This is a genomic window from Streptomyces sp. CLCI03, from assembly GCF_053615355.1.
The window spans coordinates 7,127,585-7,141,368 of sequence record NZ_CM132132.1; the positions used below are offsets into that span (position 1 = coordinate 7,127,585).

Annotated in this window: 16 protein-coding genes; 11 read left to right on the top strand and 5 right to left on the bottom strand. The window is 71.8% G+C overall.

Going from position 1 to position 13,784, the window contains the following annotated elements:
- Positions 1 to 14: 14 nt before the first annotated feature.
- Entirely contained in the window at positions 15 to 566 is a 552-nt protein-coding gene (locus tag ACWG52_RS32780; RefSeq protein WP_453126714.1) for a DUF5134 domain-containing protein, read from the bottom strand.
- A gap of 130 nt (positions 567 to 696) precedes the next feature.
- Here ACWG52_RS32780 and ACWG52_RS32785 point away from each other — a divergent pair, with 130 nt between their 5' ends.
- A complete protein-coding gene (locus tag ACWG52_RS32785; protein WP_389807122.1) occupies positions 697 to 1,236 on the top strand; it encodes a GNAT family N-acetyltransferase in 540 nt (179 codons plus the stop codon).
- 39 nt (positions 1,237 to 1,275) lie between these two features.
- On the opposite strand, the gene ACWG52_RS32790 is transcribed toward ACWG52_RS32785, so the two are convergent.
- Both ACWG52_RS32790 and ACWG52_RS32795 read right to left on the bottom strand, forming a co-directional pair.
- On the bottom strand, positions 1,276 to 1,968 hold the full coding sequence (locus ACWG52_RS32790; RefSeq protein WP_389807121.1) for a glycerophosphodiester phosphodiesterase: 693 nt from the start codon (positions 1,966 to 1,968) through the stop codon (positions 1,276 to 1,278).
- A gap of 190 nt (positions 1,969 to 2,158) precedes the next feature.
- Positions 2,159 to 2,785, bottom strand: coding sequence for a helix-turn-helix transcriptional regulator (locus ACWG52_RS32795; protein ID WP_389807120.1), 627 nt, complete (start codon positions 2,783 to 2,785; stop codon positions 2,159 to 2,161).
- Between the two features lie 49 nt (positions 2,786 to 2,834).
- Here ACWG52_RS32795 and ACWG52_RS32800 point away from each other — a divergent pair, with 49 nt between their 5' ends.
- The 5 genes from ACWG52_RS32800 to ACWG52_RS32820 all read left to right on the top strand — a co-directional run bounded on the left by ACWG52_RS32800 (position 2,835) and on the right by ACWG52_RS32820 (position 8,144).
- Positions 2,835 to 3,956 (top strand): LLM class flavin-dependent oxidoreductase, encoded by a 1,122-nt coding sequence (locus ACWG52_RS32800; RefSeq protein ID WP_389807119.1) that lies wholly within the window; start codon positions 2,835 to 2,837, stop codon positions 3,954 to 3,956.
- A 235-nt stretch (positions 3,957 to 4,191) separates the two neighbouring features.
- On the top strand, positions 4,192 to 5,598 hold the full coding sequence (locus tag ACWG52_RS32805) for a DUF6421 family protein (RefSeq protein WP_389807118.1): 1,407 nt from the start codon (positions 4,192 to 4,194) through the stop codon (positions 5,596 to 5,598).
- A gap of 26 nt (positions 5,599 to 5,624) precedes the next feature.
- Positions 5,625 to 6,386 (top strand): SDR family NAD(P)-dependent oxidoreductase, encoded by a 762-nt coding sequence (locus tag ACWG52_RS32810; protein WP_030713586.1) that lies wholly within the window; start codon positions 5,625 to 5,627, stop codon positions 6,384 to 6,386.
- On the top strand, positions 6,365 to 7,459 hold the full coding sequence (locus tag ACWG52_RS32815; protein ID WP_389807117.1) for a threonine aldolase family protein: 1,095 nt from the start codon (positions 6,365 to 6,367) through the stop codon (positions 7,457 to 7,459). The genes ACWG52_RS32810 and ACWG52_RS32815 overlap by 22 nt, the downstream gene beginning before the upstream one ends.
- A gap of 85 nt (positions 7,460 to 7,544) precedes the next feature.
- The gene (locus tag ACWG52_RS32820; protein ID WP_390166807.1) at positions 7,545 to 8,144 is read left to right on the top strand and encodes a transglutaminase-like domain-containing protein; all 600 of its coding nucleotides are present in this window, start codon (positions 7,545 to 7,547) and stop codon (positions 8,142 to 8,144) included.
- Here ACWG52_RS32820 and ACWG52_RS32825 read toward each other — a convergent pair.
- A complete protein-coding gene (locus ACWG52_RS32825; RefSeq protein ID WP_389807115.1) occupies positions 8,080 to 9,333 on the bottom strand; it encodes an MFS transporter in 1,254 nt (417 codons plus the stop codon). The genes ACWG52_RS32820 and ACWG52_RS32825 overlap by 65 nt on opposite strands.
- Positions 9,334 to 9,413: 80 nt before the next feature.
- On the opposite strand from ACWG52_RS32825, the gene ACWG52_RS32830 reads away from it, so the two are divergent.
- Both ACWG52_RS32830 and ACWG52_RS32835 read left to right on the top strand, forming a co-directional pair.
- Positions 9,414 to 9,977 (top strand): CGNR zinc finger domain-containing protein, encoded by a 564-nt coding sequence (locus ACWG52_RS32830; RefSeq protein WP_389807114.1) that lies wholly within the window; start codon positions 9,414 to 9,416, stop codon positions 9,975 to 9,977.
- A gap of 145 nt (positions 9,978 to 10,122) precedes the next feature.
- Positions 10,123 to 10,518: a hypothetical protein gene (locus ACWG52_RS32835; protein ID WP_453126720.1), complete on the top strand. Its 396-nt coding sequence runs from the start codon at positions 10,123 to 10,125 to the stop codon at positions 10,516 to 10,518.
- Between the two features lie 79 nt (positions 10,519 to 10,597).
- Here ACWG52_RS32835 and ACWG52_RS32840 read toward each other — a convergent pair whose 3' ends face one another.
- The gene (locus ACWG52_RS32840; RefSeq protein WP_030713622.1) at positions 10,598 to 11,320 is read right to left on the bottom strand and encodes a lysophospholipid acyltransferase family protein; all 723 of its coding nucleotides are present in this window, start codon (positions 11,318 to 11,320) and stop codon (positions 10,598 to 10,600) included.
- Positions 11,321 to 11,564: 244 nt separating this feature from the next.
- Between ACWG52_RS32840 and ACWG52_RS32845 the strand changes: the two genes are divergently transcribed.
- The 3 genes from ACWG52_RS32845 (at position 11,565) to ACWG52_RS32855 (ending at position 13,748) form a co-directional block, all read left to right on the top strand.
- On the top strand, positions 11,565 to 11,894 hold the full coding sequence (locus ACWG52_RS32845; RefSeq protein ID WP_389807112.1) for a TlpA family protein disulfide reductase: 330 nt from the start codon (positions 11,565 to 11,567) through the stop codon (positions 11,892 to 11,894).
- A 301-nt stretch (positions 11,895 to 12,195) separates the two neighbouring features.
- The gene (locus ACWG52_RS32850; RefSeq protein ID WP_390166804.1) at positions 12,196 to 12,762 is read left to right on the top strand and encodes a flavin reductase family protein; all 567 of its coding nucleotides are present in this window, start codon (positions 12,196 to 12,198) and stop codon (positions 12,760 to 12,762) included.
- Positions 12,763 to 12,962: 200 nt separating this feature from the next.
- Positions 12,963 to 13,748, top strand: a complete 786-nt coding sequence (locus ACWG52_RS32855; RefSeq protein ID WP_030713631.1) for an electron transfer flavoprotein subunit beta/FixA family protein — start codon at positions 12,963 to 12,965, stop codon at positions 13,746 to 13,748.
- Positions 13,749 to 13,784: the final 36 nt, after the last annotated feature.

A 13,784-nucleotide genomic window follows, 5' to 3' on the forward strand; every position in this document is an offset into this window, starting at 1 on the left:
GTCCGCCGGCGCCGTCACATCGTGAGCAACATGGCCAACATTCCCATTCCCATGGCGAGTCGGCAGGCGCGGATGAGTTCGGCGGGTCCGCCCCGGCCGGCGGCCGACCGGGGCGACACGGGGCCGCCCGCGGTGATCAGCCGGGTCCCGCCGAGCATCACGTACCCGGCGTAGTAGAGGAGCAGCGCGCCCGTCAGCAGGGGCGGGCCGGCCGCCTGGGCGTGCTCCTGCCCGTGCCCGGACCCGGTGCCCGCCATCAGGGTCATGTAGACCATCGTCAGCGAGCCGACCAAGTGGTGCGCGTGGTGCGGGCCGCCCCGCAGCAGCCACAGGGCGTGCAGGGCCGCACCGCCGAAGACCACGCCCAGCAGGGGCGCCCGCCACCCGTCGTCGTGCCCGCCGAGGGGCACCGCCATCAGGGCCATCCCGAATCCCATCACCGCCTCCCCGGCGGCGCCGCCCGAACCCCGCGCCCGCCGCAGACAGTACGCACCGCTCACCGCGCACAGCAGCACCAGCAGCCAGGAGGAGACGGAGGAGGTGAGGGACGTGGTGGAACCGTGCACGGCGGAACCTCCCGGTTCGTCGGCGTCACGGGGAGAGATGCCCCTCTCACCGCACCCTCACGCGGCTCCGGGTTAGGCTCTCCGTGCCTTCCCGGCATGTCATATGCCGCCGCACTGAACGGAGCGCCCGATGACGACCGCCCAGCCCGAAGCCCTCAGTTTCCGCAGCGCCGTGGAGGCGGACGTACCGGAACTGGTGGCGCTCGTCGAGTCCGCCTACCGAGGCGACGCGAGCCGGGCGGGCTGGACCACCGAGGCCGACTACCTGGACGGGCAGCGCACCGACCCGGACGGGGTCCGCGCGGTCATCGCCGCCCCGGACGGGGTCCTGCTCGTCGTCGAGCGCGCGGACGAGATCGTCGCCTGCTGCCAGCTCGAACACCGGGACGACCACGTCTACTTCGGGATGTTCGCCGTCCGCCCCGGTCTCCAGGGCGCGGGCCTCGGCAAGGAGATCCTGGCCGAGGCCGAGCGCCGCGCCCGTGAGACGTGGGCCGCCAAGGAGATGCGGATGACGGTGGTGCACGTACGCGAGGAGCTCATCGCCTACTACGTGCGCCGCGGATACCGGCGCACCGGCGAGATGAGCCCCTTCCCCTACGGTGACGAGCGCTTCGGCGTCCCGCTCCGTGACGACCTGGCCTTCGAGCTGCTGGTCAAGTCGCTCTGAGTCGAAGCCGAAGCCGAAGCCGGAGCCGGGTCGCCGCCGTCAGGCGGTGAAGCGGCCGGTGCTGCGGATCTCCGGGAAGTCGGTGACCGCGCCGTCCAGTCCGAGCGCCCGCGCGAGCCGCAACAGGTCCAGGGTGTCGACCGCCAGGCCGGTCACGCGCAGGCCCACCGCGTGCGCCGAGTCCACCGTCTCCAGGCTGAGCCGGTGGACGTCCACGGCGACCCCCGCGGCGCCCACGGCCGACGCCCGTTCCACGACCGACCCGGCCTCGCCGCCGGCGGAGGCCGCGTACAGGACGGTCCGTACGCCCGGCACCAGCCGGGCCGTCTCGGCGAGCACCGCGTCCTGGGCGGAGGCCACCTCGATCCGGGAGGTCAGGTCGTGGCGCAGGATCAGCGCCGCGAGCGCGGTGGCGGTGGCCACGTCACCGACGAGGGCCTGGATCGGCACCCGGACCGCGTCCAGGACCTCCTCCAGGACCGGGACGCGCTCGCCCTGACCGGCGTCCAGCTCGCGCAGTTCGGCCACGGTCAGATCGGCGACGGCCCCCGAGCCGTCGGTGGTCCGGTCCACGTCGGGGTCGTGCACGGCGACCAGGGCTCCGTCCTTGCTCAGACGCAGATCCAGAGCGATGACGTCCATGCCGCAACGCTCCGCTCGGAGGTACGACCGCAGGGTGTTCTCCGGTTCGACACCCATGACCCCGCGGTGACCGATGGTGAGGAAAGTCAAGGTTCTCTCGCTTCCGTCGACGGCGGCTCCCCGCGCGGCTTCGGTGTCCCGACCGGCCGCGCGCGATGAGGTCGCATGCTAGTGCGCCGAGGGTGCGATGGGACCGGGCGTGCAAGGCCCCCGAGGAGCGCTCCGGCCGCTTCCCGCCAGGGTTGTGCGCCCCACCGGGAGCGGCGTCGCTCCTGTCGCGTCACCCGGGCGTGGGCGCGTCCCCGTCGGCTTGACGATCCGGATCGTGCCGCTCCTCGCGGAGCCCGTCCAGGTCCGTGAGCAGGGCCTCGGCGAGGTCGAGTTCGGCCAGGTGCTGCCGTTCGCTCCAGCGCAGCGCGAGGGTCGGGAACGTCCATTCCGGTACGCCGCTCGCGTGTTCCATCGCCTCCCGTACGGCGGCCAGCTCGCCCCGGGTGCGCTCCAGGTGCTCGCCGACCATCGCGCGCAGCCGCTCCGGCTCGGCCAGGTGGCCGAGCCAGATCCGCAGCAGCAGTCCGTGCTTGAGGACCGGGGGACCGGCCTCCGCGGTGTCGGCGGCCCAGCCGGCCAGCGCGTCGCGTCCGGCGTCGGTGATGGCGTAGCGGCGCTTGGCCCGCGCCTCCTCGGGCCCCGAGCGCACGGAGGCCGCGTAGCCCCGTTCCTCCAGACGGCGCAGCTCCGCGTAGATCTGGCTGATGGCCGGTGACCAGTAGAAGAAGCGGAGCGAGGAGTCCGCCCACTTCTTCAGCTCGTACCCGGTCCGCTCGCCGGGGAAGGAGAGCAGGCCAAGAACGGCCCACGCGGTCGGCGGCAGGTCTTGCTTCTTCGACTCCTGACTACTAGTCATATTTCGAATTGAAGTGAGACCGGGTACGCGACGCAACCCTGGAGGCACAGTGGAATTCTCCGTGATCTTCGAAGCTCAGCTTGCCGACCCGACGGTGGAACGGGAGCACCAGCTCATCCGCGACTGCGTCGAGCAGGCCGTGCTCGCCGAACGCATGGGATTCGACCGGATCTGGGCGGTCGAGCACCACTCGCTCAAGTGGTACGCGCACATGTCGGCCCCCGAGATCTTCCTGACCTGGGTCGCGGCCAGGACGAACACCATACGCATCGGCCACGGCGTCGTGTGCATGCCCTTCAACTTCAACCACCCCGTGCGGGTCGCCGAGCGGGCCGCCATGCTCGACCTGCTCTCGGGCGGGCGCCTCGATCTCGGGGCCGGGCGCGGTGGCACCGAGCAGGAGACGTCCTTGTGCGGGGTGGACCGGGACCGCACCGCGGCCGAGGTCGAGGAGGCCCTGCGGATCATCGGCCGTGCCTGGCGGGAGGAGGAGTTGGAGTACCACGGACGGCTGATCGACATCGATCCGCACCCGATCCTGCCGAGGCCGCGCCAGACCCCCCATCCGCCGCTGTTCCTGGCGTGCAGCCGGGGCGAGACCCTGGTCAGGGCGGCCGAGCTGGGGATCGGGGCGCTGGTGATGGGCTTCGCCGGTCCCGAGTCCGTCGCGGGGATGCGCTCCGTCTACGACGCGGCGATCGCCGGGCGGGACGGCAGCGGCTTCGTGTCCACGGTGGTCAACGACCACTTCTCCGTGCTGTGCCCGACCATCGTGCTCGACGACCGGGAGGAGGCGCGCCGGATCGGCACCCGGGGGCAGCGGTTCTTCGCCCAGTCCATCGGCCACTGGTACGGCGGGGCCGGCGTCCCGGACGAGGCCGTGGTCGCGGGCGCCGACGAGGCCGCGGAGATGCGCGGGGCCGCCGAGCGGATGGTGGCCCGGCTGCACGAGCTGGACATCCCCGTCCGGCCGAACGCGACGGCAACCTTCGACGCCGATCACGCCTACGGCACCGCCGACGACGCGATCGCGTACGTGGAGCGGCTGCGGGAGGCGGGCGCCGACGAGATCATGTGCCTGATCCAGATGGGGACCGTGGGGCAGGAGGCCTGTCTGGAGACCCTGAGGCAATGGGGCGAAAAGGTCATTCCGCACTTCCGTGGCGTGTGATGTGCGCCTCTGTCGCCTGCCGGGCCCCGCCCGCCCCGGATCTGTCGACCGATGGTCTTCGGTCGGGGAGGCCTTGGCGCAACTGGGCGGAGTCCTCGATTCCACAGCAATGGACGGGAAGACTTCCGGTGAAATGGGGGGTGGGGCAGGATAATTTCCCGAGTTCCCTCTTGAGGGGGAGAGCCTCGCACGCATACCCTGCCCATACGTGAGGTTCTCCTGTGGAGGAAGTGACATGACGGAAACTCTTGTGCCCGGTACCGGCGGCGCCGTGATAACCGCTGGAGCGCGGGTGGTCGACCACCCCGCGTGGCCCGAGCTCAAGGCCGCCGTGGAGGAGATCCGGCCCTGGCAGGCCACGGACGGCTCCATCGACTTCGAGGTCGAGGGCGCGCACGGCCGTGCCACCGTCCTGGCCGCGGTGGAACGTGTGATCACGGCGGTCGAGGCGCTCTCGCCGCTGCTCCCGCACGGTGCCGCGTACCACCGGGCCCTCGTCGCCGACCTGCGCAAGTGGGCCGCGGACGACTTCAAGGTGCCGGACTTCCTCGACTCCCTGCTGGCCTTCCACCCGGCGGCCGAGCGCGCCGACGGGCTCCAGCACCTGGTCGTCTTCCCCATGTACACCCAGAACGGCAACCTGGACCGCAACCTGGAAGCCGTCGTGCTCAAGATGGTGTGGCCCGAGTGGCTCGCCGAGCTGGAGCGCACCCGGTACGACAACCCGCTCTTCCTCGGCATCACCTTCGAGGACTTCACCCCGGGTTACGACACCCACTCGGCCGTCCTCTTCCCGGAGACCATTGCCGTGCGCGAGGCCCCCGAGCGCTTCACCTGGGGCGGCATCTTCTGCGACCGCGAGGCCGCCCGCTACCGCAAGGTGACCGAGGCCGCCGTCGACATCCTGGGCATCGACCTGCCCGAGGACATCGCCCGCATGGTCGAGGACCAGGAGCGCTGCGAGAAGGCCTTCGTCCTGTGGGACATGGTCCACGACCGCACCCACAGCCACGGTGACCTGCCGTTCGACCCCTTCATGATCAAGCAGCGCCAGCCGTTCTGGATGTACGGCCTGGAGGAGCTGCGCTGCGACCTCACCGCCTTCAAGGAGGCCGTGAAGCTGGAGTCCGAGGGCAACGAGCACGGCCGTGACGTGCAGTACGCCGTCCTCTTCGACCGGATGTTCCGCTTCCCGGTCTCCGGCGACCGCAACCGCAACTACGACGGCCTCGGCGGCCAGCTGCTCTTCGCCTACCTCCACAAGCACGACGTCGTGCGCTGGACGGACAACAAGCTGAAGATCGACTGGATGCGCGCCCCGCAGGTCACCAACCAGCTGTGCGCCGAGATCGAGGACCTGTACCGGGCCGGCATCGACCGCCCGAAGCTCGTGCACTGGTTCAAGGCGTACGAGCTGGTCTCCACCTACCTCGCCCCGCACCCGGGTTCGAAGTGGGCCAAGGGTGCCGACGCCCTGGACCTGACGCAGCCGCCGCGCAAGCTCGTGGACGACGTGCTTCCGGACGAGTTTCCGCTCAGCATGTTCTTTGAGGCGCTCGCCAAGAAGCTCAAGGGCACGATCGCCTCGACCAAGGGCATCACGGCCCTGAACGCAGAGCAGGCCGAGCGAGTCGCCGCGTGAGCGCTCGCCCACAGGAGGCTGCACAGATGAACGGCTCCGGGAACGGCAACGGAAAGCTGCACGGAGCGGTGGTGGCGGTGGCCGGGGCCGGCGGGCCCGCCGGCCGCGCCACCCTGCTCCGCCTCGCCGAGGCGGGTGCGGTGGTCATCGCGTCCGACGCCGATCCGGCGCGGCTCGCGGAAGCCGTCGACGCGGCACGCTACGCCCACGGTGGTGCCACCATCACCGGTGACACCGTGGACCTGCTGGACCTGGACGCCACCAAGGCCTGGGCCGAGCAGACCGAGAAGGAGTTCGGCCGGATCGACGGCCTGGTCCACCTCGTCGGCGGCTGGCGCGGCAGCAAGACCTTCACCGACACCGACCTCGCGGACTGGACCTTCCTGGAGAAGCTCCTCATCCGCACGGTCCAGCACACCTCGCTGGCCTTCCACGACGGCCTGCTGCGCAGTGACCGCGGCCGCTACGTGCTGATCAGCCAGTCGGGGGCGCACAAGCCGGTCGCCAACAACGCCGCGTACAACGCGGGCAAGGCGGCGGCCGAGGCCTGGACCCTGGCCATGGCGGACTCCTTCCGCAAGGCGGGGGGTGACGAGGGCCCCGGCGCGGCAGCTGCGATCCTGGTCATCAAGGCACTGGTGCACGAGGCGATGCGCGCCGAGCGTCCCACTGCGAAGTTCGCGGGCTTCACCGACGTGACGGAACTGGCCGAGGCCATCGCCGGCGTCTGGGAGCGGCCCGCCATCGATGTGAACGGACAGCGTCTGTGGCTCACTCCGCAACCGTGAGAACCGAGGCAGGGAAGACCGACGCAAGGCGCCACCACGACCCGGCGGTGCGCGGCTTCGCGAGCGACAACTACGCGGGTGTGCATCCGGAGGTCCTGGCCGCCATCGCGCTCGCCAACGGTGGCCACCAGGTCGCCTACGGCGAGGACGACTACACCGAACACCTGCAGAAGGTCATCCGCAGCCACTTCGGGCCGTACGCGGAAGCCTTCCCGGTCTTCAACGGCACCGGCGCGAACGTCACCGCCCTCCAGGCGATGACGGACCGCTGGGGCGCCGTGATCTGCGCCAAGAGCGCCCACATCAACGTGGACGAGGGCGGCGCGCCGGAGCGGATGGCGGGCCTCAAGCTGCTTGCCGTCCCGACCCCGGACGGCAAGCTCACCCCCGAGCTGATCGACCAGGAGGCCTGGGGCTTCGAGGACGAGCACCGGGCGATGCCGCAGGTCGTGTCGATCACCCAGAACACCGAGCTGGGTACGGTCTACACCCCGGACGAGATCCGGGCGATCTGCGAGCACGCCCACCGGCTCGGCATGAAGGTCCACCTCGACGGCGCCCGGATAGCCAACGCCGCGGCCTCCCTCGACGTGCCGATGCGCGCCTTCACGAACGCCGTCGGCGTGGACGTGCTGTCGTACGGCGGCACCAAGAACGGCATGATGTTCGGCGAGGCCGTGGTGGTGCTCAACCCGGACGCGGTCCGGCAGATGAAGCACATCCGTAAGATGTCGATGCAGCTCGCGTCCAAGATGCGCTTCGTGTCGGTGCAGCTGGAGGCCCTGCTCGCCAAGGACCTGTGGCTGCGCAACGCCCGACACGCCAACGCGATGGCGCAGCGGCTCGCCGCCGGCGTGCGCGAGACGGACGGCGTGGAGATCCTCTACCCGGTGCAGGCGAACGCGGTGTTCGCGCGGCTGCCCCACGAGGTCTCGCGCCGACTGCAGAAGCGTTACCGCTTCTACTTCTGGGACGAGGCCGCGGGCGACGTCCGCTGGATGTGCGGTTACGACACCCAGGAAGAGGACGTGGACGGCTTCCTCCAGGCACTGAAGGAAGAGCTGGCGCGCTAGTCGGCACACTCCGCAGTACTGCATAGCTATGCCCCCGACCGTAAATTCATTGATCTACGGTCGGGGGTTTGCCTATGCTCCGGCCATGCGGCTCATTCAGCAGAACCCCGATATCCACGCCTACTTGGCGTCCAGTGAGGCGATCGACCACTGGCATCCGGTCGTGCAGGAAACCTCCGACACGCTCTGGTCGTCCCACGCCGACGCATACTCATACGCGAAGACCGCCTTCGAATTCGTCCGCGACGCCATCCCGCACTCGGCCGATTCCGGTGACCCGCGCGTCGCCTGGCGCGCGTCCGACGTCCTCGCCACGCGCAACGGCGTCTGCTACGCCAAGGCCCACGCCCTCGTCGCCCTGCTGCGGGCCCAGGGCATCCCGGGGGCCCTGTGCTACCAACGCCTGGCCGACGACGACGGCACGAACCCCGTGGTGCACGGCCTGGTCGCCCTGCGGCTGCCGGGCGGTACGCGCTGGTCCCGCCTCGACCCGCGCGGCAACAAGCCCGGAGTGGACGCCCGGTTCGACCTCGACCAGGAACGCCTGGCCTTCCCCGTGCGCCCGGAACTCGGCGAGATCGACCACCCCGAGCTCCATGCCGCCCCGCACCCGGCCGTGCTCAAGGCCCTTCAGGAGTCCGTGGACCGGCCGATGCTGTGGCGGAACCTGCCGACGGCTCTGTAGGCTCCGCGGCCTCGGTGCGGGCGGCGCCGGCGGGCTTCCGCGGCACCGTCAGGGCGTGCAACAACGCCGCCGCGATCAGCAGCCCGGCGATCCCGGTCAGCAGCGCCGCCGCGGGCGCGTCGGCCGCGATCCCGACCAGGGCCGCCCCGGCGGACGCGGCCGTCAGTTTCAGCCCCGCGCCCAGGGTGAACACCTGGGTCCGCACCCCGTCCGGTGCGTACCGCGCGCGGATCCGCAGCGTGGCCGTGAGCAGCGGCCCGTCGCACACCCCGGCGAGCGCGAACACCGCCGCCGTCACGGCCACCGACGGGGCGAACGCGGCCGCCGCGAGAGCCGCCCCGGTCCCGGCCAGCGCCCACCGCACCAGCCGGCCCGGCTCCACGGACGTGATCCGGCCCACCGTGAGCGAGCCGCCCAGCGCGCCCACCGCGAAGGCCGTCATCAGCACACCCCCGCCACCCGGGCTGCCGAGTTCCGTGGCCAGCAGCACCGAGACGGTGGTGAGCGAGCCGATGCCCACGAAGCCCAGGGTCGTGGCCGAGGTGACCGCCCGTAGCTCCCGGACCCGCCACAGGGCCGCGAGCCCCGCCCCCAGCCCGGCGCGGGGCGCGCCCGGGACCGGGCCCGCGCCCTGGTCCTCGTAGGGGAGGGTGGCCGCCAGCGCCGCCGCCAGGGCTCCGGACGTCGCCAGGACGGCCATGGCGGGCCCGGCCGACCCCAGCGCCGTGACCAGGCCGACCGCCGCCGGCGCGGTCACCGCCGCCGCGTTGTAGGTCGCGGCGTCCCAGCCGTACGCCCGGTCCCGCCCGGCTCCCGCCGGGACCAGAGCGGTGATCAGGCTGGACAGCCCGCCCGTCACCATCGGCCCGCAGGAGCCGCCGAGCACCGCCACGGCGAGCACCAGCGGTACCGGGGCCCGGCCGAGCAGGACGGTCAGCGCCGCGACGGCCGTCGCGAACCCGGCCAGGGAGCCGACATGGAAAAGGCGCGGACGGCGGGTCCGGGCCGCCGCGGCGCCCGCGAGCGGGGCGGCCAGGACGTGCGGGGCCAGCCAGGCCGTCAGGACGAACGCCCCGTGCGCCGCGCTCCCGGTGCGCTCCAGGGCGAGCAGCACCACGGCCATGCCCATGCCCTCCGAGGCGATGCGCGCCGCCAGCGCCGCCGCCAGGTACCGCCCGAAACCGCCCATGGGACCCCTCCCCGGTACGCTGTAACGTCATGGGCGCACAAGACGTTACGTCATGCGCGTGTACGGCGAAAGGACGTGGGATGGGTGACCCGAGGGAGGGCTTCTCGGCGGCCCGGCGACTGATCGACCTCGCCGAAGCGGTCCGGGTGACCCCCGAACTGCCGCGCGCCGAGCTCGCGGAGCTGCTGGCCGGGCACGGGGAGCGCCCCGCCGACCTCACGGAGGAAGCGTTCACCGAGGCGGGCGCGGCGCAACTGCGGGCCGCGGCCCACCGGATGGGGGAGGTGCTGGGCGAGGTCGACGAGGACCGCGCCGCCGAGGCCCTCAACGCGCTGTTCGCGGAGTACGGCACCCGCCCCCGCCTCACCCGCCACGACGGACACCCCTGGCACCTGCATGTCGACCGGGGCGAGGAGGCCGGCTGGGGGGAGTGGTTCCTCGCCTCGGGCGCCCTCGCGCTCGCCCAACTCCTCACGGAGTACGGGCGGATCGCCTGGGGCGCCTGCGCCGCCGCGGGCTGCGGGCGGTTCTTCCTCGCCACCGGTCCGGGAAGCGCGCGCCGCTACTGCTCCGGCAGTTGTGCCACGCGGGCGCGGGTCGCGGCCCACCGCCGCCGGAGGCGGGAGGGCGGGGCGGCAGGGTGACGGGCCCCCTGCCGGACGAGTCGAACCGAGGTCAGGGGTTCTGCGATCCGTCAAGTCACGAGATGCAGCGGCATGACGGGAGGCATCGGGCGAGGCGTACTGGAGGGAAAGTCCGAACCGGCTTCCCCGCAGGAGGAGAACGGCCATGACCCAGCTTCTTCGAACCCGACGTCTCGCCCTGCTCGTCGCCTCGACCGCGATCGCGGCGGGAGGCGTGCTGGTGCCCACGACCGCCTTCGCCGCCACCCCGACAGCGCCTCACCAGGTGATGGCGGACGGCACCGACGGCAAGGTGCTCGTCCCGGACGGGCGGCAGCAGTGGCAGTGCTTCGCCGCCCCGTGCGAACCCCCGGGCGGCACCGAGCCCGGAACGGATCACCACGACACGTGGGACCACCACGATACGTGGGACCGTCACGACAAGAAGGGCGAGCACCGTCCCGGCCGGCACGACGGCGTCGGAGTGCACGTCCCGGACGGGGATCAGCAGTGGCAGTGCTTCGCCGCCCCGTGCGAGACCCCCACCGGCACCCGGAGCTGACTGCCGGTCACCCGGGCCACCGCCTCGGCCTCCAGGACCCGCCGGCGGTCCGGGAGGCCGGCGTCATGCGCGGAGGGGATCAGCCGGCCTCGCGGACCTCGGCCGCCGTCGGCGCGGTGCCGCCCAGGTGGGCCGGGAGCCACCACGAGTCGTCGGCGCCCTTCGGCTTGTCCGGGTAGGCGCGCTGCGCGGCGTCCAGCAGCTCCTGCACGCGCTCGCGCAGCCGCCGGGTGATCGCGCCGGCGTACTGGTCGGCCGGAGCCTCCACGGGCTCGCCCACGCGCATCGTCACCGGGATGTGGCTGCGCTTGAGGTTCTTCGGGCGGCCCTTGGTCCACAGTCGCTGGGTGCCCCACAGCGCCACCGGGATCAGCGGGACGCCGGCCTCCTGCGCCATGCGCGCGGCGCCCGACTTGAAGCTCTTGAGCGTGAAGGACTGGGAGATCGTCGCCTCGGGGAAGACGCCGATGATCTCGCCGGCCCGCAGCGAGTCCAGGGCGTGCTGGTAGGCGGCCTCGCCCTGCTTGCGGTCGACGGGGATGTGCTTCATCGCGCGCATCAGCGGACCGGACACCTTGTGCCGGAACACCGACTCCTTGGCCATGAAGCGGACCAGGCGCTTCTGCGGCCGCGCCGTCAGGCCGGCGAAGATGAAGTCGAGGTATCCGATGTGGTTCGACACAAGGACCGCACCGCCCTTGCGGGGGATGTTCTCGGTGCCCTTCATGTCGATACGGATGTCCAGCGCGCGGAAGAGTCCGTGCGCGGCGCCGATCACGGGAGGGTAGACGAGCTCAGCCATGGTGGGGAGACCCCGCTTTCTGCCTGGGGAGGTGCTCCCGGCCGGAAGTTACGGAAGCGTAGGTACGCGACCATGGGGATCGTGCCCCATACGCGGCCCGCTGGCCAGTCCAGAGGCTCCTACCCGGGGAGATTCTCATCACGCCGGGAATGTCGAGGGAATGTCGGGGGTCCGCCGGGTGCTCGGATCACGGACGAGCGTACGAGGATGATGTACGCGGACGAATACGGCGACGGGAGCGCGAGTGCTGGGGCGGGAAGACGCGCGGACCCGACTGGGAGCCGCCGAACTGGGCGCGGAACCGGGGGAGCGGGCCACCCTGGTGCAGTTCTCCAGCGCCTTCTGCCAACCCTGCCGGGCCACCCGGCGGATCCTCGCGGAGGTCGCCGCGATGGTGGACGGGGTGGCGCACATCGAGATCGACGCCGAGGAGCGGCTCGACCTGGTGCGGGCCCTCGGGATCGAGAAGACCCCGACCGTACTGGTCCTTGACTCGGCGGGCCGGATCGTGCGGCGGGCGGCCGGGATGCCGCGCAAGGTGGACGTGATCGCCGCCCTGGGGGCCGCCGTATGACGCGGGGCCCCGCCGTCGGGCGGCCGGACGTCGCCGTCGGGCGATCCGCCGCCGAGGGGCCGGGGGCGCCGGTGCACGCGCCCGCACACAGCGTGACGCGCCTGACATCTGCCCGATCTCGCTTGACTGGGTCCACGGGAGATCGCCAGGCTGGCGGTATGCGGTATGAACTCCTGCTCTACGGACGGGTCCATGTGGATCTCGTCCGCCACGCGAGCGCGCGCTGTCGGGCCCACTGACCACCCCGGCCCCCCGATCCTCGACAGCGCCCGCGTGTCCCGCGGCAGAAGGCAGAACCCTGATGACTGCACCGACAGTCCCGACGGCCCCCACGGCTCCGTCCCCCCGTTCCCCTCGTCCCGGCACCGCCCCGGCCCCGGGCGCGTCCCGCCCCGGCTCGCCCGACCTGCTGCGCTCGGTCTTCCGGCAGCACGCCGCAGGCGTCGCCGTGATCACCGCCCAGGACGGCGGCCGCCCGGTGGGGTTCACCGCCACCTCGCTCAACTCCGTCTCCGCCGATCCGCCGCTGCTGTCCTTCACGATCGGCACCGGGGCCTCCAGCTGGCCCGCGGTCCGCGACAGCGAGTACCTCGGCGTCCACATACTGGGCGAGCACCAACGGGAGCTGGCGGGGCTGTTCGCTCGCAGCGGAGCGGACCGTTTCGGTCCGCCGACAGGCTGGGCCGCGGGCCCGCACGGGGTGCCGGTGCTGGACGGCGTACTGGCGTGGCTGGTCTGCCGGGTGGTGGCTCGTGTGCCCGCCGGCGAACATCGTGTGATCATCGCTGAGGCGGTCGTCGGGGATCCGGCCGGGGAAGGCCGCCCCCTGCTGTACCACCAGGGGCGCTTCAACGCGTTGCGCGACTGAATCGTCCCTGCTTGGAAGGGTCGGACGGCGTTGGGCAGATCACAGCTCGGCAGCCTTGCGACTTGGCGGGACCCACGGTGTACTGACGAGTAACATTCCCTTCGGAGCGCGGGCCGCCCCGACCGGGATCCGCCCGACAAGGCGCCTATGCTGCCTGCATAAGGCGGTACCAGAAAAGACGATGCGGTAGGAGAGCCGGCGTGAGCCTGAGGATCGTTGTCTGTGTGAAGTACGTGCCCGACGCCACGGGCGACCGGCAGTTCACCGAGGACTTGACCGTCAACCGTGACGACGTCGACGGCCTGCTGTCGGAGCTCGACGAGTACGCCGTCGAGCAGGCGCTGCAGATCGCCGACGAGGCCGACGATGCCGAGATCACCGTCCTGACGGTGGGCCCCGAGGACGCCAAGGACGCGCTGCGCAAGGCGCTCTCGATGGGTGCCGACAAGGCCATCCACGTCGAGGACGACGACCTGCACGGCACCGACGTCATGGGCACCTCGCTGGTGCTCGCCAAGGCGATCGAGAAGGCCGGCTACGACCTGGTCATCACCGGCATGGCGTCGACCGACGGCACCATGGGTGTGCTGCCGGCGATCCTGGCCGAGCGCCTGGGCGTCCCGCAGGTCACGCTGCTCTCCGAGGTCAAGGTCGAGGACGGCACCGTGACCGGCCGCCGTGACGGCGACACCGCGAGCGAGCAGCTGGAGGCCTCCCTCCCCGCGCTCGTCTCGGTGACGGACCAGTCGGGCGAGGCCCGCTACCCGTCCTTCAAGGGCATCATGGCCGCCAAGAAGAAGCCGGTCGAGTCCTGGGACCTGTCCGACCTGGACCTGGAGTCCGACGAGGTCGGCCTTGAGGGCTCCTGGACCGCGGTCGACTCCGCGGCGCAGCGCCCGGCCCGCACCGCCGGCACGATCGTCAAGGACGAGGGCGAGGGCGGCAAGCAGCTGGCCGAGTTCCTGGCCGGCCAGAAGTTCATCTAAGAACCTCGGCCACCCCTCTTAGCCCCCAGACACTTC

Coding starts and splice junctions, on each gene's coding strand:
- ACWG52_RS32785 (WP_389807122.1), top strand. CDS start 697: ATGACGACCGCCCAGCCCGAAGCCCTCAGTTTCCGCAGCGCCGTGGAG.
- ACWG52_RS32795 (WP_389807120.1), bottom strand. CDS start 2,785: ATGACTAGTAGTCAGGAGTCGAAGAAGCAAGACCTGCCGCCGACCGCG.
- ACWG52_RS32805 (WP_389807118.1), top strand. CDS start 4,192: ATGACGGAAACTCTTGTGCCCGGTACCGGCGGCGCCGTGATAACCGCT.
- ACWG52_RS32810 (WP_030713586.1), top strand. CDS start 5,625: ATGAACGGCTCCGGGAACGGCAACGGAAAGCTGCACGGAGCGGTGGTG.
- ACWG52_RS32820 (WP_390166807.1), top strand. CDS start 7,545: ATGCGGCTCATTCAGCAGAACCCCGATATCCACGCCTACTTGGCGTCC.
- ACWG52_RS32825 (WP_389807115.1), bottom strand. CDS start 9,333: ATGGGCGGTTTCGGGCGGTACCTGGCGGCGGCGCTGGCGGCGCGCATC.
- ACWG52_RS32830 (WP_389807114.1), top strand. CDS start 9,414: ATGGGTGACCCGAGGGAGGGCTTCTCGGCGGCCCGGCGACTGATCGAC.
- ACWG52_RS32835 (WP_453126720.1), top strand. CDS start 10,123: ATGACCCAGCTTCTTCGAACCCGACGTCTCGCCCTGCTCGTCGCCTCG.
- ACWG52_RS32840 (WP_030713622.1), bottom strand. CDS start 11,320: ATGGCTGAGCTCGTCTACCCTCCCGTGATCGGCGCCGCGCACGGACTC.
- ACWG52_RS32850 (WP_390166804.1), top strand. CDS start 12,196: ATGACTGCACCGACAGTCCCGACGGCCCCCACGGCTCCGTCCCCCCGT.